Origin of the sequence: Pseudomonas sp. PA1(2017) (assembly GCF_001945375.1) — a bacterium.
Lineage (GTDB): Bacteria > Pseudomonadota > Gammaproteobacteria > Pseudomonadales > Pseudomonadaceae > Aquipseudomonas.
Genome location: NZ_MSXU01000009.1, coordinates 348,360 through 371,186, shown reverse-complemented (window position 1 = coordinate 371,186; position 22,827 = coordinate 348,360). Strand labels below are relative to the sequence as shown.

The following is a 22,827-nucleotide window of genomic DNA, read 5'->3' as shown; positions in this document are numbered from 1 at the left end:
ACCTGTGTTCGGGGGAGTAAAACATGGACGACTACAACGAATATGACGAAGAAATTCCTTACCAGCACCCTGCAGAAATTGATCAGATGGCGATTTACTCGGTTCTAAACAGTCTGGTGTTTTTCGCAAACAATCTCGACTTTAGCAACCAAGCGATGAATCTCACGATTGTGGATGAGTTCATCATGGATCTTGAATACGGATACCTTAGTAGTAAATTCAACGAGACAAGCACACCTTACCAATCGATATTCCTGTCTGCGCAGTCACAGATGTGGATTTTCTCTGCTTACGAGCTGATGCGCACATGGCGCGAGAAAATCAGTAAGTACCTCAAAGCAGCAGACAATGGCGGGCTGCCGCTCAAGCTGAAGGAACTGCAGAAGCCCATGGGGTACGAGAACTACACGATCCAAAAACGCATCGAGGAAATCAACCTGCTCATCGAGAATACAGATCTCGTTGAGACGATGAGGAATGACCTAAGACGAACTCAAATGCTGTTCACTCAGATCGAGCTCCTGCGGATGTCGCTCGCAAAACACCAGATGAGAAAGCGACCCAGCGCAGCCGTCCTGACACCTACCGTAGGGTACATGAATCGCTGGTGTGGCTCTCTGGAGTACCAGATCAACAGCGGCCAAGTGATCATCTGCAACCTGAGCCGCAGAGACATTGCGGATGGGATTCGAGCAATACCAGCAATGACTTCCCCCTCCGACGAAGACCTCAACTCATTCGAAATTGCTATGCGCGGGCCGAGTGATGATGAGTTCAAGTCAATGAGCCAATAGAGTGTCCTGCGGCAAGATGCCTGAACAGAGGCGCCCCTCTTAGCCGACATCCGTCGGATCTCAACGACTGCAATGGGGCGACCGCGTCCCTTCGTACGTGTCAGCAATCGGCCAATTGCTGGCCTACGAAAATGGCCCGCTCCGACCCATAGCTGCCGCTAGAGGTAGGCCGCCTCTAACCTCGATCCAAGTTAGATTACTGTCTATGAAATATGGAGCGATTTAACCAGCACCAATACATTGCTAACTCACAGCAGATGCTGGCCGACACCGGCGATCGTCTGCGCGGTACTGGCACTTTCTGCACAGGCCCGCGCAGCGGGCTGTATTGTCTGACTCCTCCAGGGAAGTACAGCTACCGGCGGAAGTATGCTGATGGGCACTGTGACGAAGCTAAAGACCATAGAGATCGCAACTGTCTGGCTCGCCGATCCAGCCAACTCAGCCCCGGTGCATGCCATGCAACGCAGCTTTCACGAGTGATCGCATCATGGCACTATGATACCCATCAACTCTTCCAATACATCATCCCCATCTTTAGCCCCTTGGGCTTATCGCTCGACTCGGATGGTTGCCGTTAGCCATAGACAAAGGATCGTGTCATGACAGACGAAGTAGTCCCACTCAACGACAAACTTAAGGGGCAACAGGCTTATCTCTCGCCAGGTGCCGCCGAGTGGCTGCCGATGACTGAGGAGGCCTTCATGGCACTGAAGTCCACAGACGAAGCTGATGATGAACAAGTGCGCGCCAATAAAGCTGCGCTTTCGGCCATGTTTGCGTCCGCACTTCAAATCCCCAACCTAGGATTCTTCGCGGGAAGCGGTACTTCGCTTGGCGCCGTCGGCGGCCCGAGCATGTGGGAGCTATGGCAACGAGCGATGTGCCCAGAGGAGCAAAACAGGCTCTCCGAACGCGCTGAACAAGTCGCAGAAACAGTCCGATATCTTGAGAGACACAACCCAAACATTGAGCACTTTTTGTCCCAGTGCGATGCCTACTTGGCGTTCAACAGCGACGCGGGGGTAAGCGCATTTGTTAACGATGTGAAAGCCTTGATTCTTCACGCCTGCTCGGAGTTTATGAATAGCGATAATTCCGACATCTCAGCCTACAGGAATCTGTTGCAGAAGTTGGCGAGGCGCAGGGTTAGAGATCCTCGACTAAGGGTTTTCACCACGAACTATGACATGTGCTTTGAAACCGCTGCGTCCGATCTAGGGATGGTTACCATCGATGGCTTCTCATACACCCGAAAGCGCAGATTCGATGGAAAGCACTTCACCTATGACATCGTGCGACGGGAAGCGGACAGCCACGAATTTACAGAGGGTATTTACCACCTCCTGAAGCTTCATGGCTCCGTAAGCTGGAGTCGTGAAGGTACAGAGATTTACGAGCATGCCGCTCCCGCCCCTGAGAATGCCTGTTTGATCTATCCGGCAAAAGGAAAATATCAGCAAGCATTCCTACAGCCACACCTTGAGCTCCTATCAAGGTTTTTGGAGTTTTTGCGACAGCCCAATAGCTGCCTAATTATTGCGGGTTTCGGCTTTAACGATGATCACCTCTCCGAGCCCATCTACTCTGCTATTCAGTCCAACCCAAGCCTCAAACTCATCCTCTGTGATTTCCAGGCCATCACTCACCTACACAATCGCGGCCAACATGGTTCAAGCCCCTATTGGGGAAAATTCCATGACCTTGCGATGGAAGGCTTCGATATCCATTTCGTCAGCGGCTCATTCGGTGACATGGTCAGTCACATCCCACATCTGCGTACCGCTTCGCCTGCAGAGCAGCTAGCAAACGCCGTGAGACGTGTAAAGGAAGGGGCATAATCGATGGCACTAGACGGAATATTGGCCAGCACCCTGAAAATAGGGGTGGTATCTAGTGTCAGCGCTCAACTCATCAAAACGAACCTTGCCCATGCGGGCGAGGTAAGCGGGCACTATCTAGGAAAAAATCGCTATGGCAAGGGTGAAGTCGGCGAACTTGTTTTGATCGAGGGCCAACAGACAGTACTCCTGGGGCGTATCACGGAGGTCAATCTTCCCGACCGCGACCGATCTGAAATCTCTCAAGATTTTGCAGGGATTCGTCAAATCGACGCCATTGGGTTCGTTCGCCTCTTGGGCTCGGTAAACCCTCACACCCTTAAGATCACAGCCGGAGTCAGCTCTTATCCTCGGCTAGGTGATCGAGTCTACTCCGCTCCTGGTGGGTTCATATCACAAATCCCGGTACTGACTTCTGCAGGGGTAAACGCGGAAGTGCCACGCGTAACTCTGGATTTAGGACATGTTGCGGGTGATAACGGGTTCCCAATCGCGGTCACCCCAGAGAAGCTATTCGGTCGACACTGCGCGATTTTGGGCTCGACAGGTGGCGGCAAGAGCTGGACAACATCCAAGTTGATCCAAGAATGCCGAAAATTCTCATGCAAGCTCGTATTGATCGATGCTACTGGAGAGTATCGATCGCTGAACGGTGCCGACACCATTCATTGCCACCTGGGTGAACCTATACATCGAAGCCCAGAGTCGATCGAAGTCGCCATCCCTCCCACAAGCTTTGCGGAAACCGACTTTATTGCCTTGTTCCAGCCTTCAGGAAAGACCCAAGGGCCAAAGCTTAGGGAGGCGATTAAAAGCTTACGGCTAGCAGCACTTGCGCCAGAACTGTTCCCTAGGGGAATTGTGCGCAAGGTCAGCCAACCTAAAGACACCTACCGAGAAGCGATGAGACGCGACAACAACGCTAGCTTGGTCGGTAACCCCAGCCAACCATTCGAGCCTAGACACCTCGTTCAGCAGATTGTCCAAGAGTGCTGCTATCCAGATGCCGGCGCAGATAAAATGGATCGCTGGGGAGGCGCGAGCAATGAGCTTTCGTACTGTTCCTCGCTCATGACCCGGATTATGAGTGTGATGAGCTCCCGCTCACTCAGCTGCGTTTTCAGCCCTGCAGCCAACCTACCAAGTCTTGTTGATAACCTTGATGCTTTCTTGGAGGGTGATAAACGTCTGTTCAGGATTTGCCTAAGCTCCATCGGTTATGAATTTAATGCACGGGAAGTAATTGCCAATGCAATAGGACGACTGCTCCTGCAGCGTGCGAGAAGTGAAGCGTTCCGCCGGAGCCCATTGGTAGTGATTCTCGATGAAGCTCATAACTTCCTCGGCAAGACCCTCGGTAACGAGGACGACCTTCAGAATCTCGATGCATTTGAGCTGATTGCCAAAGAGGGCCGTAAGTACGGATTGAACATCTGCCTCGCAACTCAACGACCTAGGGACATTACCGAAGGTGTATTGAGCCAGATGGGCACTCTTCTAGTGCATCGATTAACCAATGATCGAGATAGAGAAGTTGTCGAGCGTGCATGTGGGGAGATTGATCGTTCAGCCGCTGCATTCCTGCCAAATCTAAAGCAGGGTGAAGTTGCAATGGTGGGGGTAGATTTTCCGATTCCGGTGACCATTCAGATTGGTCGACCCTCTCAACCACCAATGTCCGATGGGCCCAGCTTCCAGGATCTGTGGTAATCGAGCTAGGCACTGTAGTACTACGCGCCGTCGAATAGGAAGCGCTAAAGTTTTGGGGTCGCGGAGTGCCAACCTGAATCGTTCCAGGCTTCGTAGATGCCTCAGTGACTCAAAATCGGGGCTAAGTAAACGTCCGCTTTTGGCCGACAGCTGCCCTCAGCCGAGGCCGAACCTTGGCAAAGGAAGTAGTGGCCGCCAAGGGCCACGGAACTGGACTAACCTCTCTGTCTTTGCAGACAAATCGAGACGCGCCATGGCGAACGCAAAGATTCAGGCATTCGCGAAAAGGTACACCGCAGCGCTCATCAACACCGCTCCACCGAATGAGGTGGATCTTTCGAGCGAGGGCTTTACGCCCGAAGAACGAGAGGCTGTGTACAGGGCTCTCAATCAGATCCGAGAAAGGATGATTGTTGAGGCGGAAGTACTGGAGTCACTTTGAGCATCGCACTTGGGCGTGGCCTAAGGAATCCCGGAGATACGAATCATGCTGAGCTACACGATGATTGGCTCGAACGACTTATCCGCTGCAGGTAGGTTCTACAACGCGATTCTGTTGCCGTTGGGGTACGAAGTGGAGCGCTGGGAAAAGCAGCTGTGCTATTCGATTCCCGGCATCGAGGATCAGGAGAATGGCCCGGGTGCCTTTCACGTGACCACTCCCTACGACGGCAAGCCGGCGACAGTTGGCAACGGCACCATGATTGCTTTCCGCGCAACTACACACGAGAAAGTGCGAAGCCTGCATGCCGATGGACTACGCCACGGCGGTGTGGATGAAGGAGCCCCAGGTTTTCGCGAGGCCTACAGTCCTAACTTCTTCGTAGGCTATCTGCGAGATCCAGATGGCAACAAAGTAGCGCTCTTTTGTACGAGTGCTTCTGAGCCTACGCGCCCCTAGTGAAAGTCCGGCCTCGCACGCTCGCTCAGTTTTCAAACAGAGTCTACGGCGAACGGCCATGGGCGTGACGAAAGCTCTTGCCAGCACGCCTCAATTGCGATGATACCCGAGGTGGCCAGAGGTCGACCCACCGCCTACAGCTCACTTCATACCGATACGTTTGCGCATGTCTCGGGTAATAGTCTGCTTCGTATCGTGCAACCCCGCCCAAGGGTCTTCCTTCAGGTGATCCAGCCGTTCGTGGAGGTTGACGATAGTCCAAGCACTGGCTGCTTTAAGCTCACCCACTTCTTCGCGATGGATCGGCACGGACACCGGCAAGCCCTCTCTCGCCCGCACCGAATACGCAGAGATGGTCGTCGCCCCAAGGCCATTACGCAGGTAGTCGATGAAGATACGGCCCACTCGATTCTTCGGGCCAGAAACGGCTGAAAACCGGTCGGGAATGAGCCGCGCCATATATTTCACAATGCTCTGGCTGAAGGCCTTCACCTCTTCCCAGCTGTCCTTCGGAGTAAGCGGCACAACGATATGGATCCCCTTGCCTCCGCTGGTTTTCAGGAACGACTTGAGACCTAGCTCATCAAGCACCGTAAGCGTCAGCTGAGTGGCTTCGACCATGCTTTTCCAGGGCAGCGATGGATCAGGATCAAGATCTAACACGAAGCGATCCGGACGTTTTAGATCAGCGCTCGTAGCGTTCCAGGTATGCAATTCGATTGTGCTCATTTGAACCGCCCCTAGCAGTGCTTCGGGGCTGTTAATCACCATCGCGGGATGGCCGGCCTGGGCCTTGCTGATCGAATCAATGCCCTGGATAGACAGGCTCTCTGGATTCTTTTGAAAGAACAGCTGCGCACCGATGCCTTCAGGAGCCCTCACAAGCGCCACCGGGCGGCCGGCGAGCTGGGGAATGATCCAGTCAAGCGTGCGTATGTAGAACTCCGCCAGATCCCGCTTGGTAAGGCCGCTGCTGGAAGCGATGACGCGGTCGGGGTGAGTTAAACGCATGTGGCTCGATGCGCCTGCGCCCCCAGAGCGCCGAGAGGATCTGGTAGGTTCCGGCTTCGCATCGCTTGCCGCCGACCGAGCACCGACCTTCTTAGGCTGCTCTTCGGTGATAGCCACTGCAGGTTTGTCGACACGAAGCCCCTGAAACACGGCATGCCTGACAATCCCATCCTTGGTGATCTGCGCGAACGAGATCTCCGCAAGCAGTACAGGCTCAAGCCAGTGCACGCCTTTAGCATCAGGGCCCTTTGGAGGATTTGTGACAGGCACCCCTTTCGTCTCCAGCGGATGCAGTTCAGCGTAGAGCGAGTTCAAGCTAGCTTCATTGAAGCCTGTACCCACCTTGCCCGCGTACTTCAGCTCACCTGAGTCCGGATCATGCAGTGCGAGAAGCAACGCGCCGAACTTGGCGCGCGCGCCCTTGGGATCGGTGTAGCCAACGACAACAAACTCCTGCCTGCGCTTGCACTTCAGCTTGATCCAATCATCGCTGCGCCTTGATCTGTAAGCGCTGCCGACCTTCTTTCCGATCAAGCCTTCCATCTGCATTTGGCACGCGCTGTTCAGGAGCGCCTCGGGGGCCTCTTCGAAATCCTCGGAGAACCGTAGAATCTTCGATCCGGACTTGGGCCCGTTCAGCAGATCAGCAAGTGCCTCGCGACGCTCCTCTAATGGTGCATCACGTAGGTCATTTCCCTCCAGAAATGGGAGGTCAAACAGGTAGTAGATGATGTCCGCGCTGCGGCCTGAGTCGAACGCATTCTGCAGAGCCTGAAAGTCCGGCAATCCCTTATCGTTCGGAACCACCATCTCACCGTCGAGCCACCCGTTTTTGATACCGAGCTTCGCGATAGCTGCAGCCTGAGCGGGTAGCTTCTCCGTCCAGTCGTGGCCATTTCGAGTAAAGAATTTCACCTCGCCGTTCAGGATGCGAGTGAGCATGCGGTATCCGTCGAATTTGATTTCGTAGCGCCACTCACCTGGCGGCGCTGACTCGACGAGCGTGGCCAGCTGTGGTTGAAGCGTATCAGGCGTCTTGCTGGCCGAAGCCTTCTTAGCTCCCGTACTCGTCTTTCCGCCCGCCTTAGTAGACGCTGCTTGCGCGCCTGGATCATCGGCACGATCGGTCTTCCGATTGCCCGAGCCGGTCGTCTTCGCCACACGCCCGCGCGACTGCTTCCGCCCGCCTACCTCGATCCAAGTCGGAGCATGGTCACTCGGATGCTCCTCACCTCGCACCCAGGTATCTACGCCCGCAGCTACGAGATGCGGAGCAAGCGCTGGATTGGTCAGCAGATGATCGATGCGTAGGCCCGAATTGGTCTGCCAGTGGCGCCTGAAATAATCCCAGTAGGTGAAGATCTGCTCTTGCGGATGAAGATGCCGAACGCTGTCCACCCAGCCCTGATCCAGTAGCCGCTGATAGCATTCGCGGCTTTCCGGCTGCAGCAACGCATCCTTCAACCACGACCTGGTGTTGTAGATGTCGAAGTCCGTTGGTACCACGTTGAAGTCGCCAGCAAGCACCACAGAGTGCTCAAGTGCCTGAAGGCTTTTGGCGTGCTCGATCAGGTGCTCGAACCAGGCTAGTTTGTAATCAAACTTAGGCCCTGGGCGTGGGTTGCCATTCGGCAGGTACAAACAGGCGACTACGATGCCGTGGGCAGCAGCCTCGATATAGCGCGCCTGCTTATCCGCCTCTGCTCCAGGCAGCCCTCTTCGAATCTCCAACGGTTGCGCGTCGCGCGCGAGGATCGCCACGCCATTCCAGGACGTCTGCCCCTGATAAACCACGCCGTACCCTGCTGCTTCGATGTCCTTGGCAGGGAATGACTTGTCGGGCGATTTCAGCTCCTGCAGGCAAACAACATCAGGTTTCTCGCGCTCTAACCAACTCAGCAAATTGCCAAGGCGCGCGTTGATGCCATTGATGTTGAAGGTTGCGATCCGAAGGCGTTTCATCACGGGTCACCTGATTACTCGTCAGGAGTATGACCAAAGGATGCGAGCATTCAGTCCAGTAGAATCAACGTGATGACAAGGGCCCTCAAGGCAACGGCAGTCTAGCCAGCGCCAAAAACGCGCTGTAACCCTGTTTTTTTGCACTGTAACCTCAGCAGGTTTACCGCGATAAAAAGCTGGTTTACACCCTCTTGCAAAGCCTCCGACCAGCCACACTTATACACCTCGGAATCGCGCGCCCACATCACCAGCCTGATATGAGAGCGTGAAACCAGAAAGCATGGTCATGAATGGTCATAGGAAGCAGAGCTGTAGTGATCCAATGTAATGGGTGAAGCAAATGAGGACGCGGTCACTTACAGTTGCCAGCCTTCCGAAATCCAGCCTGAATCGCTTCCGCTTCAGATGCAAACGTCACCTGGTTCTTCGGCGAAACCTGGCCGTAGCTCGGACACCCAACAGGCAAGTGGTAAACGTTGCTGCGGCGATTCCCAACCACATCACCTGGAGCGTGGCTGGTGTCCGCTGGAGCATTTTGAGCTTTTGCCACCTGCCGCACAGGCGCTGCCGGCGAGCCACTCTTCAAGCCATCACCAGTTGGCTTGTAACCCAAATTCCAAACTCGCTCTCCGGTCACGAACTTATTCGGGTACCCAACGATTTTCGCGATCCGCTCGTTGCGCTCATTTTCCCAAGCGGTCGGAGGGTGCTGCTTGCTCCATGCCATGAGTAACTGCTGCTGTTGGCGCGACATGCTCAACCCATATCTGTCGAACATGTAGAACGTCGTGCGAGCAACGAGCCCTTTTACTTCGTCACGAGGTTCCGCAGTCCTCGCGCTAAAATCGACCCGTGTTGTGCACTGCCCGTATTGCAAAGAAACGCCGGAGACCATCCCGTAGTTAAAATTCGCCCTGTCTCCGTTCACCTCGCCAACTGACGGGTACAGGTTATAAAGATCGGCTTCCATCGCCCTGAAAACGGGATCAGTCGCTACGCAGTTCTTCCGTCCTCCATTTTGCCAACACTGCCGCTGATGGCCAAACTGCCAAGCGGGCACGATGTGCTCCCACTCCGTCCTTTCAGCACGGGTCTGCTGCTTCCTGGTTTCGTAGCCGCAAGACTCTGCATCTACTCTTCCCCCAGACTTGCCAACCCACTTCCATTTACAGCCGCAGTAGAGATCGCCGACCGGCCCATTCGCTTGATCAAAAAATACCTCACGCTTTGCGATGATCTTTGCCTCGCCAAAACTGGACGGAGCACCAGCGAACGATGAGGTTGCATTAAAAACCAGTAGCGCGAAGACGAGAAAAACTTGCTTCATTCGACAGCTTAATTCCAAGGATCAAGCGCGGGATTATAAGCGGACTGCCCTCATCTAGGTCACCATTAAAAAATGCAACGGAATGTCTTTTCGCTTAGACTGTCCATTCAAATAGCAACAAACCATCGCTAGACATAATCAAAATTTTATTGGGGAGACACCATGTCCAAACTTGCAGAATTCAAAGCACTCGAAGCTCAGATCGAAGAGCACAAGCAGCGCCTTGCGGCCCTTCAAGGTGACGAAGGCCTGAAGAAAGAAATTGAGTTTGAAAGCAAACTGCGCAAGCTCTTGGCTGAGTACAACTACTCGCTGCGCAACGTTATTGACCTGCTGGATCCATCGACTGGCACCGGGCGCAAAGCTGCTGCAGCTAAGCCGGCTCGTCGTGAGCGTACCCTCAAGCGCTACAAGAACCCCAAGACCGGTGAGATTATCGAAACCAAGGGTGGGAACCACAAAGTGCTGAAGAGCTGGAAGGAAGAGCATGGCGCTGAGACGGTTGAAAGCTGGGTGCAGTGAGTGATTGATCAAAGGCCGCGAGAGCGGCCTTTGCATTATGCAGAAGATAAATTTTGAGGCTTTTTAAGCCACTCATACAGCGGGTGTTAAGAGCGTGAGAGGGAGAAAAAATTTATCTTGAGTGATGTCGCCTGACGCCACAGCCGTGAGTAAAACCATACCTCCAAGTGCAGGTAACATTTTCTTAAGCAACCTCCACGGCCTCATGCCCTCGTACCCGATGTATCTCAACTCATCAAACTTCTCACGATACTCCTGAATATTAATCCCCCAATAGAGGACTAATACCACCCAAGCTATAGAAGCCCAAAACTGCGGATGCTTAGCTGTAAACACTGCGCAAACCACCGCGAACGCATACGCTCCAAGTAGCTGGTTAGTAATTTTTACATATCCATCAATCGCTTGCGCCATCCTCTCTATATACCCGACATGACTATTACTAAACTGATGCGCAGACATTCTTCGCCTCCCCAACCAAAAAGCACATGACCGCAAATAATTAATACCCACCCAACTATAAGTACTTTATAGCAAACTCTTTCAATCGCTCTCGGCGCTTATATGTATTAAAGAAGAACGCGCTATCAAACTCTAAACGCTTAGTATACAAAACATTAGAGTCACGCGAGGAATTATTGATCTCCGCTATGACCAAATCAATGGAGTCTCCGGCGAAATTGGAACCACCAATGCGGTGATTATTAAAGTAAAAACGGACACGGGTGCCTTTGACATCCTTTTTCCGAATAACTAGACGGTTATATCCTACCTTGAAGCCTATCGATTGTTCCTCGATACTCTTTGCGATGGCTGCGTCTACCTTTAATCCGTACAAATCATTGGCTTCAGTCATATAAGCGAAGCCAAAGGGAAGGTTGTAAATGTTTATAGCCCTATATCTGTAGCCTTTGTTGGCACCAAAATCCCTGAGCATCGCCTCTATCAATGAATCGCTGTATGTTATTCCCGTAGCCTTTTCTAAGACAGTAACCACCAAGTGAATGTGGTTAATCAACACCTCGCGAACTTCATTGCTTCGAGCTTCGTTTCCCCGAGTGTTCTTGCTATCAAACCGCTCAGGATTATGAAAGGGACAGTCTTTGTAGGCTTCTTGATTATGCTCTGCCAGTCCCTGAACAGACCGTCCAGCATGTTTCGCATACAAAATTTTCGCGCCCGTACTAGGGACATTTCTATTCACAAGGAGAATAGGATTTCCGCATGCAGGACAAAGTGCATATGATCTGACTTCCTCACCATCATTCCAAACATAGGGCTTAGATCTGTGAACCTCAGAATTGTATCTTTCTTGTGTGAGAGGAATTGGCATGTCCCGTTTTTCTAGGGTGCTGAATACGTTCAAAATTTTTCCTAATTATCTTTAAGCTGTTCGACCGTTGCAAACGCAAATCTTTGGGAGGAATCAGTTTTAGCAAAACACAAGGATATCAACATCACTGATTCGATTAACGAATCGTCCGGCTATCTTCTCGGCCTGCATACTGGGTTAATTTGAATTACTCCGTGCGCCTCAGCAGAGTAAAACATATTGTAGACACCCTGGGGGAGGTCAAACCCGGGGGCTATATCTAATCCGATATCAAGCCAGCAGGAGGCTGTCCGCTTATGTCCACTATAGGCATGGTTAAAGAAAAAGACCCAAGTATTGTCTGATTTCCTCGGATGCCGGAGACGAAACTCCAGGCACTGAAATCCACGAAAAACCTGTGGGTGAAAAATCAGGAAAGGCTTAAAGCCAGCCTCTCCAGAGCGCTTGATAAACTCCTGCAATTTAAGACGGTCAAACTTATCGACCAGCATCAGCGAATGACCTGTCTCTGTATTAATACCGTCAATCTCGAATCCGTCTAGCTCGGTTTCCATATCCCAGCCACTACCCATGCCATGGTAGTGCCGCATCCAGCCATACTGCCAAAACGTTGAAGTCTTCCTGTAGTTACAGCAGCGGCCCGGCTTATGGCTCCAATGCCATTCGTTAACATCTCCCATTCTCGCAGTGAGCAGCTCAGCGCAGCTAGGACAAAATCCGGGTTCATCGCGAGTGGCGGTAATGCGTAGGCCTGCGGAGCTACTAGCTAAAAACACAGTCATACACCATGATTTTTGCCTGAATAGAAATGATGCTGAAGCTCTTTGACGCCAGGGCTACCTTATCATCAGGGCGTCACCACTAGACAACTCCCCGTCTAGCTTGGCGAGCTAACGCAGTTATGGTAATTAGATCCTGCCCTGAAACTCGCCAAATGTTCGTTTATTCTTCGCTCACGTCAACGATCTATAGGTTTCAAATTGTCATTCGCCGAACCGAGAAACTTAAACGACCTTTTTTATTTTGCCAAGATCATCGAAGCAGGAGGATTTTCCTCGGCCAGTCGAGTACTTGGTGTCCCCAAATCTCGGCTATCACGCAGAATTGCAGAGCTTGAGAAAGCCTTAGGTGCTCGCCTGCTGCAGAGAACTACGCGCAAGCTCAAGCTGACCGCGCTCGGCGAGCGTTACCTCCAACACTGTCAGGCGATGGTGCTTGAAGCTGAGCTAGCTGAAGAGGCCGTAGCCAGCGCTACCAGCGAGCCGAGAGGCCTGTTGCGGGTAAGCAGTCCGGTCGGCTTGGCAAATGGCTTCCTCATTCCTGCTGTACAGGGATTTCTAGAGGCTTATCCCGCCGTCAAGCTCGACTTACTTCTCGTAAATCGCCGGGTCGACCTAATCAATGAAGGAATTGACGTCGCTTTGCGCGTCCGCGAAGCAGGCGATGAAGAACCTAATCTCGTAACCCGACGCCTTCGAGAGGCTCACTCTGAGATCGTCGCCTCACCCGCTTTTGCGGAAGCCGCTCGTGTCCTGCATCCAAGCGATGCGGCGACTCTTCCATTTTTAGGCGCCCTAGATTCGGATCGACAGGCTCGCGTTCGGCTTCTAAAACACACTGGAGAGAAATTTGAGCTCGTGTTTCAGCCTCGACTGGGAGTAGAAGACTTTGAAATGAGGAAGCGGCTGGCTTTGGCTGGCTTAGGATTCACCACGTTGCCCAAAATGTATTGTGACGCTGAGTTGAACTCAGGGCAGCTTGTTCGCCTTCTGCCGGAATGGCATTGCGCGCCTGCGTGGCTGCAAGCGGCATATCCACACCGGAAGGGGATGCTTCCTGCGGTGCGTGCTTGGCTCCAACACCTCAACGAAGCCTTTCGAGTGTGCGAAGACACGATGCTGTAGCGACGCATTGGTCAGAGAGCACTTAACAACATATTGTGGCCTGAATTGCATCTCAGGCTAGCGAAGCGAAAGGTCTATAAAATGACGAGTCGTCAAGCTCTTTAGACCAGCAAACGATTGATAAATATCGGTTTTCTTGATTTTGATCATTGATCAACCTAGGAATCCCGGCCATCTGATGTACTTCGCCAAGGTGGTCGAGCACGGCGGTTTCAGCGCCGCCGGCCAACAGCTGGGTATCCCCAAGTCGCGCCTGTCGCGGCGTGTGGCCGAACTCGAGGCCCGCCTTGGCGTGCGCCTGCTGCAGCGCACCACCCGCAAACTGGCGCTGACCGAAACCGGCGAGCGCTATCTGCGACATTGCCAGGCGATGCTGCTCGAAGCCGAACAGGCGCAGGAGGCCGTGGCTTCGCTGAGCAGCGAACCACGCGGGCGAGTGCGCATGTCCTGCCCTGTCGAGCTGGCGCGCGCCGGGCTGCACCCGGTGATCACCAGCTTTCTGGCCAAGTACCCGCTGGTGCAGCTCGACGTGGTGCTGACCAACCGCCGCGTGGACCTGCTGCAGGAGGGCCTCGACGTCGCGTTGCGTGTGCGCGATCAGAACGACGAGGATCCCTCGCTGATCGCCCGCCAGCTGGCGCCCGCCTCCGCTTACCTGGTAGCAGCTCCGGCATTGCTGCAGGGGCTGGACATCCGCACGCCCGACGATCTGCAACGGTTGCCGGCACTTGGCGCGGCGGCGAGCGACAGACGCATTCATCACCTGCTCAGAAATTCAGCCGGCGCACGCCGCGAAGTGACCCTGGAGGCACGCCTGAGCATCGAAGACTTCGATATCCGCCGCGAGGCCGCACTACAGGGGCTGGGCTTCACCATGCTGCCGCACACCAAGTGCATGACCGATCTGCAGGCAGGCCGTCTGGTGCGCCTGCTGCCAGACTGGAACCTGCCCGGCGGGCACCTGCAGGTCGTATACCCTCACCGGCGCGGCATGCTGCCAGCCGTTCGAGCCTGGCTCGAGCATATGATCCAGGCCAGCAGCGAGGGCTGGCTGATGCCTGGAACGGACCTGGCTCGCACAGAGTCAGACCAACCTGATAACGTTATCCCCCACTCCACCGTACAGGACACCCGATGACCGCCCGCAAGCCCCAGGCACCCGGCCAGACCGCGCGAATTCTAGCCGTGGTGTTCTTCACCTTCATCGGCTTTCTCTGCGTTGGCCTGCCCCTGGCGGTGCTACCCGGTTTCGTGCTCAATGACCTGGGCTACGGCTCGGTGATGGCAGGCCTGGTGATCAGCCTGCAGTACCTCGTCACCCTGGTTTCACGGCCAATCACGGGCATACTGATCGACCGGATCGGCCCCAAGCGTGCGGTGGTCTACGGCTTGGCTGGCACCCTGGGCAGCGGTGTGCTGACCCTGGCGGCGACCAGCCTGCATGAGGCGTCCGGCGCGATAGGTCTGGGTCTGCTGCTGGCCGGGCGCGTCGCCCTGGGTATTTCCCAGGCGCTGATCGGCACCGGCTCGATCACCTGGGGCATCGGCCGGGTCGGCGCCGAGAATACCGCCCGGGTGATTTCCTGGAACGGCATCGCCTCCTACGGCGCCATCGCCATCGGCGCACCACTGGGCGTGCTGATGGCCTCGACGTTGGGACTGTGGAGCATTGGCGCGGCCATCACCCTGCTCAGCCTTGGTGCGCTGTGGGTGGCACGCGACAAACCGGCCATCCCGGTCATCCAGGGCAAGCGCCTGCCGTTTCACAACGTCTTTCTGGCCATCGCCCCCAATGGCTTGGCACTGGCCCTGGGCTCCATCGGTTTCGGCACCCTGGCGACCTTCGTCACCCTGTATTACGCGAGCCTCGGTTGGGAACACGCCGCCTATTGCCTGAGCGCATTCGGCCTGGCCTTCATCGCCGCGCGGCTGCTGTTCGCAGGTGCCATCGAGCGGCGCGGCGGCTACCGCGTTGCCACCATTTGCCTGGCAATCGAAACCCTCGGCCTGTTGCTGCTGTGGATCGCACCGATCCCGGCTCTGGCCCTGTGTGGCGCAGCGCTGACCGGCTTCGGCCTGTCGCTGGTGTATCCGGCACTTGGCGTCGAGGCGATCGGCAACATTCCAGCGGCCAGCCGCAGTTCGGCACTGGGCGCCTACGCACTGTTCTTCGATCTGGCGTTGGGTGTGGCCGGCCCCCTGATGGGCCTTGTCGCCACTGCCTATAACTACGGCGCGGTGTTTCTCGCCTCGGGCTTGCTGTCGCTGCTCGGCCTGGGGCTGAGCCTGTTACTGCTACGCCGTGCCGAGCGGCCAAAGGCGGTGCAGCCGTGACTCGTGACGAACTGATCGCCTTCTGCCTGCAACTGCCGGGGGCTCGGGTGGACTACAAATGGGGCAGCAATCAGGTGTTTTCCGTGGCGCACAACAAGATGTTCGCCGTCCTCGATTTTCTCGGTGACAACCTGGCCTTCAAGGTCGACGACGCGCTGTTTCTGGGCTTCACCGATCGGCCCGGTATCCGCCCGGCGCCCTACCTCGCCCGCGCCCACTGGATCAGCATGAACGGCAGCCAACCACCGCTGAGTGACGAGGAATTGCGGGACCTGTTGACCCGCTCCCACCAACTGGTGGTACGGCGCCTGCCACGCAAGCAGCAGGTCGGCCTGCTGCTCGATCTATAGCAGGCTGCGTAACCAGCCGCTGGTATAGGCGCCGCCGAGCAGCAACTGATCGATCCAGACCAACTGGTGCAACGCCACGATGGCCCAGAAGACCAGCAGGTAGGACGCCTTGCGCGTCTTGTGCCGAAAGGTCTGCTGAGCCAACAACGCACCCGGCCAACCGCCGGCCAGTTCGACCAGGTGCAAAGTCTTTTCCGGCGTACGCTGGCGACCCTGCTGGGCGCTGTTCTTGTCGTGCCAGTAGAGGATGAAGCACAGCACGCTGGCCACGGGATAGACCAACGCCGGCCAGACCGCTCCATTGCCCAGCCAACGCAATGCGCCGAGCACAGGGAGCAGACATAAAGCGGCGAAAACCAGCCATTTGGCGAGCGGATTGCGCACTGTAACTGCTGGCCGGCGAGCGCCGCGCGCGGTTGGCCTGGCAGCCTTGGTGCTTGGCCTGGCTGCGTTGGGCTTGGCGGTAGTCGGCTTGACGCGAATCTGCGGCTGATCGATCGCCAGCTCACCGGCCAGGCGCACATGCTCGGCGCGCAAGCGGCCCTTGTCGTCGCGCCCGGCCACGAACAGCACCTGGTCCCCAGCAGTGGGTCGACGATCGCCACGCATCGCCGAAATGTGCGCGAATACGTCGGTTCCACCGGCAATGGGCTGAATGAACCCGAAGCCCTTGTCATCGTCCCAACGTTTGATACGGTCCGCCTGTTCCCTGCTCTGCATGTGCGTCCTTGACGGCTTGGCGATCAGCCCTCCGCCGTGCTCCAGTCGATCCAGCCGAACTGCCAGGTGGCCAGAATCAACAGGCCGAAGGCGATCCGGTACCAGGCGAATACCGCGTAACTGTGGTTGGCGATGAATACCAGCAGCGCACGCACCGTCAGCATGGCGACGATGAAGGTGGTGACGAAACCGATGGCGAATACCGGTAAATCGCTCAGTTGCAGGATATCCCGGTACTTGTAGAGCGAGTACACCGTGGCGGCGACCATGGTCGGCATCGCCAGAAAGAACGAGAACTCGGTGGCCGCCTTGCGCGACAGGCCGAACAGCAGGCCGCCGATGATGGTCGAGCCGGAGCGCGAGGTCCCCGGAATCAATGCCAGACACTGGGCGAAGCCAACCTTGAGAGCCAGCTTCCAGTCCATGTCGTCGACCGTCTCGGCGACGATGCGGTGCTGACGTTTCTCGGCCCAGAGCATCACCACACCCCCGATGACCAGCGCGGCGCTGACCGTGATCGGGTTGAACAGCCAGTGCTCGATGAGATCGGCGAACAGCAGACCCAGCACCACCGCCGGAAAGAACGCGATCATCAGGTTGACGGTGAAACGCCGGGCCATGGGATCACTACCCAGACCGGTGACCACTGACAGGATGCGCTGACGAAACTCCCACATCACAGCCAGGATGGCGCCAAGCTGGATGATGATCTTGAAGGCCGTGGCGCGCTCGCCGTTGAAATCCAGCAAGTCACCGACAACGATCAGGTGCCCGGTGCTGGAAATGGGCAGAAATTCGGTGAGACCTTCAACGATACCCAGAATCAACGCCTGAAAAGCGAGCCAACTGTCCATCGAAACTCCTCGGAAAGGTGCCAGATGAACTGGCTGTAAAGGGATTGTTTCTCGGACTGGAGGCGCTGGAGGAGGTTCCAGCGGGGCCGAAAAAAGCGGCAGTTATAAATCACTCCCATGCAATTTCAAAACGCTATCAAAGCGAAATTGTCACTTTCCTGCCAGCCGACCGATCTCCCAGGCGCCACAAGCGCTAGAATGCGCGCCCGTCCCACCGTCACACACCGAGGTTCCATGTCACCGCTCGAAGTTTGTGCCTCGTTGCTCGGCCTGATCGCCGTCTGGCTGACCGTGCGGCAGAACCCCTGGTGCTGGCCGATCGGGCTGGTCATGGTAGTGCTCTATGCGTGGGTGTTCTTCCAGGCCAAGCTGTACTCCAACACGCTGCTGCAATGCGTCTACGCTACCCTGCAGCTTTACGGGTGGTGGCATTGGACACGCGGCGACCGCCCCGACGAGCGCCTGCAGGTATCGAGCCTGAACCTGCGGCAGATCCTTTCAGGCCTTGCCCTGGGCGTGCTCGGTTCGGCCGTGCTGGGCCTGCTGATGATGACCTACACCGATGCCAGCGCGCCTTGGCAGGACGCGACCTTGTGCGCTTTCAGCCTCGTCGCGCAAGTGTGGATGGCCAAGAAGCGCCTGCAATGCTGGGCACTGTGGATCCTCCTCGATGTGCTGTTCGTCGTGCTGTTCATCGATCAGGCGCTGTACCTCACCGCTGCGCTGTACGCCCTATTTACGCTGCTTGCCTGCCATGGCTGGCTGACCTGGCGGCGCGAACTGGTCGGCGTGCGCCCATGAACGTCCTGGTTCTGACTGGCCCGGAATCCAGCGGCAAGAGCTGGCTGGCGAGCGAGCTGCAGCAGCGCTTCGGCGGTATCGTGGTCGGTGAATACGTCCGCCACTTCATCGACGCCCAGCAGCGCGACACCTGCTACGCCGATATTTCCGCCATCGCCCGCGGACAGCTGGCCTGGGAAGACGCCGCCCGCGAGCAGCGCCCTCACCTGCTGATCCTCGACACCCACCTGCTCAGCAACATTCTCTGGAGCCGCGCCCTGTTCGGTGATTGCCCGCAGTGGATGGAGCCCGCCCTGCTGGCCCGCGAGTATCACCTGCACCTGTTGCTCGACCCGCGCGGCGTCGAATGGGTGGGCGATGGACAGCGTTGCCAGCCGGATCTGGCGGAGCGCCTGGCCTTTCACCAGGCCTGCGCACAATGGCTCAAGGCCAACGGCCAGAACGTGGTGGAAATCGACGGCACCTGGCATGAACGCCAGCGCGCAGCGATAAGCTGCGTGGGAAGCTGGCTCGGCGTCAGCGGGTAGACATCGACGAAAAATGCCCTCATGGAAGCGTGGCATCTTGCCATTAACCGACAGCATGGGCATAAAGGAGCACTACTAGAAAAACGCAACAAGGACGTCCCCGATGCGCCTGATTCGCCGCACCGTGCAGATCATCGCACTGCTCCTGCTGACCGCTCTGCTGGTCATCGTCTACTACATCGCCAAGCCCAATCTGCCGGCCTATACGCCGGTGGAAAAGGTGCACTATCTCGGCCAGTGGAGTGACCAGCAGCGACAGTTCTATTACTACACGCCCCAGGGCACGACCTTGAAAGGCCTGCACTACGCCTGGTTCACAGCCCTGGAGATGCCGTTCGGCAAGGCCAAGTTCGCCGATCCGGATTACCTGGCACGCTTCGGCTTTCTGACCCAGCCAGGGCAGAAAGCCACGGCCTTGAATCCCGGCAACTTGCCGGTGGGTTTTGCCCGCCACCAAGATGGTGAGAGCGGCGTCCAGTATCTGGACATCACCTGCGCCGCGTGCCACACCGGCGAGCTGCGCTACCAGGGCCAGGCGGTGCGCATCGATGGTGGCGCCGCGCTGCACTCGCTGGCGTCTACCGTGCCGACGCTAAAAGGGGGCAGCTTCGGCCAGGCCCTCGGCATGAGCATGGCGTCCACCTACTACAACCCACTGAAATTCCGCCGCTTCGCCCACGAGGTGCTGGGCGAGCATTACGAGCGCGACTACGACGCCCTGCGCGCGGAGTTCAAACAGGTTCTCGATCGCCTGCTGAGCACTGCCTATAACGACTGGCACCGCGGTCTCTACCCGACCGAAGAAGGCTTCGGCCGTACCGATGCGTTCGGCCGCATCGCCAATACGGTGTTCGGTGACAGCATCGATGCCGCCAACTACCGCGTGGCCGATGCGCCAGTCAGCTATCCCCACCTGTGGGACATCTGGAAATTCGACTGGGTGCAATGGAACGGTTCGGCCATGCAACCCATGGCCCGTAACGTCGGCGAGGCACTGGGGGTCGGCGCTACCCTGCAGCTGCTCGACGAAAACGGGCGCCCGGTGCCACACGATCAGCGCTACGCGTCCAGCGTGCGCATCAACGACCTCTATCAGCTGGAGGAAACGCTCAAACACCTGCAACCGCCAGCCTGGCCGGAAAAGGTCTTTGGCAAGATCGACCTGCCGCTCGCCAGTCGCGGTCGCGCCCTGTTCCAGGAAAACTGCGCCGTCTGCCACGCACCGAAGGTTGTGCCGCCTGGTCATCGCATGGCACCCGATCGGGATCCTGAGTGGTACATGCAAGTCGTCGATACGTCCATCGTGGGCACCGATTCCACCACCGCCGACAATATCGCCGACCACCGTTTCGATATCCGCAAGCTGGGCTGGAAGAAAGCCGAACTGGCGAAGCTGGACGTGAAGCTGTATAGCAACAGCCTCGACAAGATCGACTTCAGCGCCATCTCCACTGCCGAGGCGCTGGCCTATGTCACCGCCTACGTCGAGGACCGCGCCTATCGCGACAACGGCATCGCGCCAGAGCAGCGCAAACGCATGGACGGCTACGGCCTGCCAATTGGCGTCCAAGAGATCCGTGGCTACAAGGTGCGGCCGCTGGATGGCATCTGGGCCACCCCCCCCTTTCTGCATAACGGCTCGGTGCCAACGCTCTTTCATCTGCTGTCGCCGGTATCGGAGCGGCCCAGCAGCTTCTGGGTGGGCAATTTCGAATTCGATCCAAAGCATGTGGGCTTCGTCAGCGACAAGTTCCCAGGCGGTTTCCTGCTCGATACACGCATCAAGGGCAATGGCAACGGCGGCCATGAATTCCGCGATGGCTGCCGTAACGATGGCGTCATCGGCCGTGGCCTGCAGCCGGAGGAGCGCTGGGCGCTGGTCGAATACCTGAAGGTGCTGGGTAACCCGGCGCTGGAAAACCAGTTGAGCGACGTGCCGGCCAAAGCCTGGAATCCCGGGCAGAACTGCCAAGGCACCGTGAACGCAAATCGCAAGGAGTCCAACGATGCTTAAACGATTTTGGCTGTGGCTCGGACGCCTGCTGGGCACAACGCTGATCATCCTGCTGGTCGTTGGCTTGGGTGGCTGGGCGGTGGGCAGCGCCTATTACAGCTGGAAATTTTCCGGCCCGGTTTCCAGCGAAGAGCAAATTCCAGCCGATGAGGCTGCCTACACGGCTGGCATCATCGAAGACGCCATTCGCGTTGTCGAGCAGCACCGCGACAATACCCGCGTCCTGCGCGACGCCCATGCCAAGGCACATGGCTGCGTAAGGGCTGAAGTCACGGTGAAAGCGGAACTCGATGAAAGCCTGCGCTACGGCGTGCTCGCCGAACCTGGCAAGACCTGGCAGGCATGGATGCGCCTGTCCAACGGCAACGCCTACCCGCAATTCGACCGCGCTCGGGATGCCAGAGGCATGGCCATCAAACTGCTCGACGTGCCTGGCGCCAAGCTGATGAACAATCCGCGCAATGCTGGCGATCAGGACTTCGTGATGTTCAATCACCCCGCGTTCTTCGTGCGTGACGTGGCTGAGTACCGTAGCAACTTCGCTGCGCAAGCGGACGGCAAGAAAGCCCTGGCCTTCTTTCCGAGCTGGGATCCGCGAACCTGGGAGATTCGCCACCTGATCATCGCGCTGAAAACCCTGTCCCCTGCCCCCGCCAGCCCGGTGGAAACCACCTACAATTCCATCGCCCCGTTCAAGTTGGGGCCGCACAACATCAAGTATCGGGTCATTCCAACTCCGGAAAACTGCCCGGCTTACGCCATTCCCAAGCCTAATACCGATCTGCCCAACTTCCTGCGCAGTGCCCTCTATCAGCAGCTTTCCCTGGACCGCATGCCAGCCTGCTTCGTGCTGCAGGTACAACGGCAGAACCCGGATTACTACATGCCGATCGAAGACCCCAGCGTCGAGTGGGACGAGAAGATCGCGCCATTCGAGACCGTCGCCGATATCCGCCTGCCAGCTCAGGACTTCGATAGCTCGGAGCAGAATCTGTTCTGCGACAACCTGTCGTTCAACCCATGGCACGCCCTGCCCGAACACCGCCCGATCGGTGGCATCAACCGTTTGCGCAAGGCGGTGTACGAGGCCGTGAGCGTGTATCGTCACGATCGCAACGCTGCGCTGGGCCAGTAAGCCCCCTACAGGTTGCAGCAGGCTGCTAGAATTGCAGCCTGTTTGCCCTGTAGAAAAGAGATTGGCCTTGGAACTGTTCAAAGAATTCATCTTCGAAGCCGCCCACCGGCTCCCCCACGTCCCCGAAGGCCATAAGTGCGGTCGCCTGCATGGCCACTCGTTCCGCATCGCGGTCTATATCGAGGGTGATGTCGATCCGTATACCGGCTGGATTCGTGATTTCTCGGAGATCAAGGCCATCTTCAAGCCGATTTACGAGCAACTCGACCACAACTACCTCAACGACATCCCCGGCCTGGAAAACCCGACCAGTGAAATCCTCGCCAAATGGGTATGGCAGCAGCTCAAGCCGTTGTTGCCGGAGCTGTCGCGCATTCGAATCCATGAGACCTGCACCAGCGGTTGCGAATATCGCGGCGACTGAAACGACCTTGCTTCCGTGGTTTCACTGCGGAAGGGACAAGGCAGAAACGACAAAGCCCGCGCAATGCGGGCTTCGTCGTTTCTGAGCCATGATCATCCTGGGCATTGATGCTCGGCTGATGTTGTCCATGCCAGGTAGGTCATTCGAGCATCCCGACAAACTCGCACCAGCTCCCTGGGTTACGCCTTCGGCTAACCCAGGCTACGAAAGCCCCCAGCACCGTAGGGTGGGAGGCGCTTCCCCCTTCCACCTATTTCTTCCGTAGCCTGCGGTTGAGCGAAGCGATACCCAGGTCACGTACTGCATGCGCATGCCCCACCTGCCTGACGCCGCTGGGCATTGAGCCTTTGATTTCCGAGGCTA

Annotated in this window: 21 protein-coding genes and 1 pseudogene; 16 read left to right on the top strand and 6 right to left on the bottom strand. The window is 56.8% G+C overall.

The window, feature by feature from the left end; translation table 11 throughout:
* The first annotated feature begins 23 nt into the window (after positions 1 to 23).
* The 6 genes and pseudogenes from BVH01_RS08820 (at position 24) to BVH01_RS08795 (ending at position 5,246) form a co-directional block, all read left to right on the top strand.
* Entirely contained in the window at positions 24 to 794 is a 771-nt protein-coding gene (locus BVH01_RS08820) for a hypothetical protein (protein WP_075929979.1), read from the top strand.
* A 287-nt stretch (positions 795 to 1,081) separates the two neighbouring features.
* Positions 1,082 to 1,162: pseudogene (locus BVH01_RS24950) on the top strand (hypothetical protein); the annotation flags it as partial.
* Positions 1,163 to 1,396: 234 nt separating this feature from the next.
* Positions 1,397 to 2,635: an SIR2 family protein gene (locus BVH01_RS08810; protein WP_075929977.1), complete on the top strand. Its 1,239-nt coding sequence runs from the start codon at positions 1,397 to 1,399 to the stop codon at positions 2,633 to 2,635.
* 3 nt (positions 2,636 to 2,638) lie between these two features.
* Positions 2,639 to 4,345 (top strand): ATP-binding protein, encoded by a 1,707-nt coding sequence (locus tag BVH01_RS08805; protein ID WP_075929976.1) that lies wholly within the window; start codon positions 2,639 to 2,641, stop codon positions 4,343 to 4,345.
* A 253-nt stretch (positions 4,346 to 4,598) separates the two neighbouring features.
* Positions 4,599 to 4,787, top strand: coding sequence for a hypothetical protein (locus BVH01_RS08800; protein ID WP_075929975.1), 189 nt, complete (start codon positions 4,599 to 4,601; stop codon positions 4,785 to 4,787).
* Between the two features lie 45 nt (positions 4,788 to 4,832).
* Positions 4,833 to 5,246 carry a VOC family protein gene (locus BVH01_RS08795; RefSeq protein ID WP_075929974.1) on the top strand — a complete coding sequence of 138 codons (414 nt, stop codon included), beginning with the start codon at positions 4,833 to 4,835 and terminating at the stop codon, positions 5,244 to 5,246.
* Positions 5,247 to 5,387: 141 nt separating this feature from the next.
* Here the strand turns inward: BVH01_RS08795 and ligD are convergent, their stop codons facing one another.
* Positions 5,388 to 8,219 (bottom strand): DNA ligase D, encoded by a 2,832-nt coding sequence (gene ligD / locus BVH01_RS08790; protein WP_075929973.1) that lies wholly within the window; start codon positions 8,217 to 8,219, stop codon positions 5,388 to 5,390.
* Between the two features lie 352 nt (positions 8,220 to 8,571).
* Positions 8,572 to 9,546: an endonuclease gene (locus tag BVH01_RS08785; RefSeq protein WP_075929972.1), complete on the bottom strand. Its 975-nt coding sequence runs from the start codon at positions 9,544 to 9,546 to the stop codon at positions 8,572 to 8,574.
* Between the two features lie 162 nt (positions 9,547 to 9,708).
* Between BVH01_RS08785 and BVH01_RS08780 the strand changes: the two genes are divergently transcribed.
* The gene (locus tag BVH01_RS08780; protein ID WP_075929971.1) at positions 9,709 to 10,068 is read left to right on the top strand and encodes a histone-like nucleoid-structuring protein, MvaT/MvaU family; all 360 of its coding nucleotides are present in this window, start codon (positions 9,709 to 9,711) and stop codon (positions 10,066 to 10,068) included.
* A gap of 72 nt (positions 10,069 to 10,140) precedes the next feature.
* Here the strand turns inward: BVH01_RS08780 and BVH01_RS08775 are convergent, their stop codons facing one another.
* Both BVH01_RS08775 and BVH01_RS24945 read right to left on the bottom strand, forming a co-directional pair.
* Positions 10,141 to 10,530, bottom strand: coding sequence for a hypothetical protein (locus BVH01_RS08775; protein WP_075929970.1), 390 nt, complete (start codon positions 10,528 to 10,530; stop codon positions 10,141 to 10,143).
* A 55-nt stretch (positions 10,531 to 10,585) separates the two neighbouring features.
* On the bottom strand, positions 10,586 to 11,434 hold the full coding sequence (locus BVH01_RS24945) for a hypothetical protein (protein WP_256562741.1): 849 nt from the start codon (positions 11,432 to 11,434) through the stop codon (positions 10,586 to 10,588).
* A gap of 947 nt (positions 11,435 to 12,381) precedes the next feature.
* On the opposite strand from BVH01_RS24945, the gene BVH01_RS08755 reads away from it, so the two are divergent.
* From BVH01_RS08755 to BVH01_RS08740, 4 genes are all read left to right on the top strand, one after another.
* Positions 12,382 to 13,305 (top strand): LysR substrate-binding domain-containing protein, encoded by a 924-nt coding sequence (locus tag BVH01_RS08755; protein ID WP_075929967.1) that lies wholly within the window; start codon positions 12,382 to 12,384, stop codon positions 13,303 to 13,305.
* A 178-nt stretch (positions 13,306 to 13,483) separates the two neighbouring features.
* Complete coding sequence (locus BVH01_RS08750; protein WP_075929966.1) at positions 13,484 to 14,443, top strand: LysR substrate-binding domain-containing protein; 960 nt, start codon at positions 13,484 to 13,486, stop codon at positions 14,441 to 14,443.
* The gene (locus BVH01_RS08745; protein WP_075929965.1) at positions 14,440 to 15,639 is read left to right on the top strand and encodes an MFS transporter; all 1,200 of its coding nucleotides are present in this window, start codon (positions 14,440 to 14,442) and stop codon (positions 15,637 to 15,639) included. Before BVH01_RS08750 ends, BVH01_RS08745 begins: the two co-directional genes overlap by 4 nt.
* Positions 15,636 to 15,989 carry an MmcQ/YjbR family DNA-binding protein gene (locus BVH01_RS08740; protein ID WP_075929964.1) on the top strand — a complete coding sequence of 118 codons (354 nt, stop codon included), beginning with the start codon at positions 15,636 to 15,638 and terminating at the stop codon, positions 15,987 to 15,989. Before BVH01_RS08745 ends, BVH01_RS08740 begins: the two co-directional genes overlap by 4 nt.
* Here the strand turns inward: BVH01_RS08740 and BVH01_RS08735 are convergent.
* Positions 15,984 to 16,709, bottom strand: a complete 726-nt coding sequence (locus BVH01_RS08735; protein ID WP_075929963.1) for a cold shock and DUF1294 domain-containing protein — start codon at positions 16,707 to 16,709, stop codon at positions 15,984 to 15,986. The two genes, BVH01_RS08740 and BVH01_RS08735, sit on opposite strands and share 6 nt — an antisense overlap.
* Positions 16,710 to 16,732: 23 nt before the next feature.
* Positions 16,733 to 17,563: an undecaprenyl-diphosphate phosphatase gene (locus BVH01_RS08730; RefSeq protein WP_075929962.1), complete on the bottom strand. Its 831-nt coding sequence runs from the start codon at positions 17,561 to 17,563 to the stop codon at positions 16,733 to 16,735.
* A gap of 234 nt (positions 17,564 to 17,797) precedes the next feature.
* Between BVH01_RS08730 and pnuC the strand changes: the two genes are divergently transcribed.
* The 5 genes from pnuC to queD all read left to right on the top strand — a co-directional run bounded on the left by pnuC (position 17,798) and on the right by queD (position 22,464).
* The gene (gene pnuC / locus BVH01_RS08725) at positions 17,798 to 18,364 is read left to right on the top strand and encodes a nicotinamide riboside transporter PnuC (protein WP_075929961.1); all 567 of its coding nucleotides are present in this window, start codon (positions 17,798 to 17,800) and stop codon (positions 18,362 to 18,364) included.
* Entirely contained in the window at positions 18,361 to 18,891 is a 531-nt protein-coding gene (locus BVH01_RS08720; RefSeq protein WP_075929960.1) for an AAA family ATPase, read from the top strand. Before pnuC ends, BVH01_RS08720 begins: the two co-directional genes overlap by 4 nt.
* Before the next feature lie 103 nt (positions 18,892 to 18,994).
* Entirely contained in the window at positions 18,995 to 20,905 is a 1,911-nt protein-coding gene (locus BVH01_RS08715; RefSeq protein WP_075929959.1) for a di-heme-cytochrome C peroxidase, read from the top strand.
* Positions 20,898 to 22,040, top strand: coding sequence for a catalase family protein (locus BVH01_RS08710; RefSeq protein WP_075929958.1), 1,143 nt, complete (start codon positions 20,898 to 20,900; stop codon positions 22,038 to 22,040). Before BVH01_RS08715 ends, BVH01_RS08710 begins: the two co-directional genes overlap by 8 nt.
* Before the next feature lie 67 nt (positions 22,041 to 22,107).
* Positions 22,108 to 22,464 (top strand): 6-carboxytetrahydropterin synthase QueD, encoded by a 357-nt coding sequence (gene queD, locus BVH01_RS08705; protein WP_013791697.1) that lies wholly within the window; start codon positions 22,108 to 22,110, stop codon positions 22,462 to 22,464.
* The last annotated feature ends 363 nt before the right edge of the window (positions 22,465 to 22,827 follow it).

Bases quoted from the DNA above. Each gene is read 5' to 3' on its own strand.
- BVH01_RS08805 (WP_075929976.1), top strand. From the start codon at position 2,639: ATGGCACTAGACGGAATATTGGCCAGCACCCTGAAAATAGGGGTGGTA.
- ligD (WP_075929973.1), bottom strand. From the start codon at position 8,219: ATGAAACGCCTTCGGATCGCAACCTTCAACATCAATGGCATCAACGCG.
- BVH01_RS08750 (WP_075929966.1), top strand. From the start codon at position 13,484: ATGTACTTCGCCAAGGTGGTCGAGCACGGCGGTTTCAGCGCCGCCGGC.
- BVH01_RS08775 (WP_075929970.1), bottom strand. From the start codon at position 10,530: ATGTCTGCGCATCAGTTTAGTAATAGTCATGTCGGGTATATAGAGAGG.
- BVH01_RS08795 (WP_075929974.1), top strand. From the start codon at position 4,833: ATGCTGAGCTACACGATGATTGGCTCGAACGACTTATCCGCTGCAGGT.
- BVH01_RS08820 (WP_075929979.1), top strand. From the start codon at position 24: ATGGACGACTACAACGAATATGACGAAGAAATTCCTTACCAGCACCCT.
- BVH01_RS08780 (WP_075929971.1), top strand. From the start codon at position 9,709: ATGTCCAAACTTGCAGAATTCAAAGCACTCGAAGCTCAGATCGAAGAG.
- BVH01_RS08730 (WP_075929962.1), bottom strand. From the start codon at position 17,563: ATGGACAGTTGGCTCGCTTTTCAGGCGTTGATTCTGGGTATCGTTGAA.
- BVH01_RS08745 (WP_075929965.1), top strand. From the start codon at position 14,440: ATGACCGCCCGCAAGCCCCAGGCACCCGGCCAGACCGCGCGAATTCTA.
- BVH01_RS08735 (WP_075929963.1), bottom strand. From the start codon at position 16,709: ATGCAGAGCAGGGAACAGGCGGACCGTATCAAACGTTGGGACGATGAC.
- BVH01_RS08715 (WP_075929959.1), top strand. From the start codon at position 18,995: ATGCGCCTGATTCGCCGCACCGTGCAGATCATCGCACTGCTCCTGCTG.
- BVH01_RS08810 (WP_075929977.1), top strand. From the start codon at position 1,397: ATGACAGACGAAGTAGTCCCACTCAACGACAAACTTAAGGGGCAACAG.
- BVH01_RS08710 (WP_075929958.1), top strand. From the start codon at position 20,898: ATGCTTAAACGATTTTGGCTGTGGCTCGGACGCCTGCTGGGCACAACG.
- BVH01_RS08800 (WP_075929975.1), top strand. From the start codon at position 4,599: ATGGCGAACGCAAAGATTCAGGCATTCGCGAAAAGGTACACCGCAGCG.
- BVH01_RS08785 (WP_075929972.1), bottom strand. From the start codon at position 9,546: ATGAAGCAAGTTTTTCTCGTCTTCGCGCTACTGGTTTTTAATGCAACC.
- BVH01_RS08720 (WP_075929960.1), top strand. From the start codon at position 18,361: ATGAACGTCCTGGTTCTGACTGGCCCGGAATCCAGCGGCAAGAGCTGG.
- pnuC (WP_075929961.1), top strand. From the start codon at position 17,798: ATGTCACCGCTCGAAGTTTGTGCCTCGTTGCTCGGCCTGATCGCCGTC.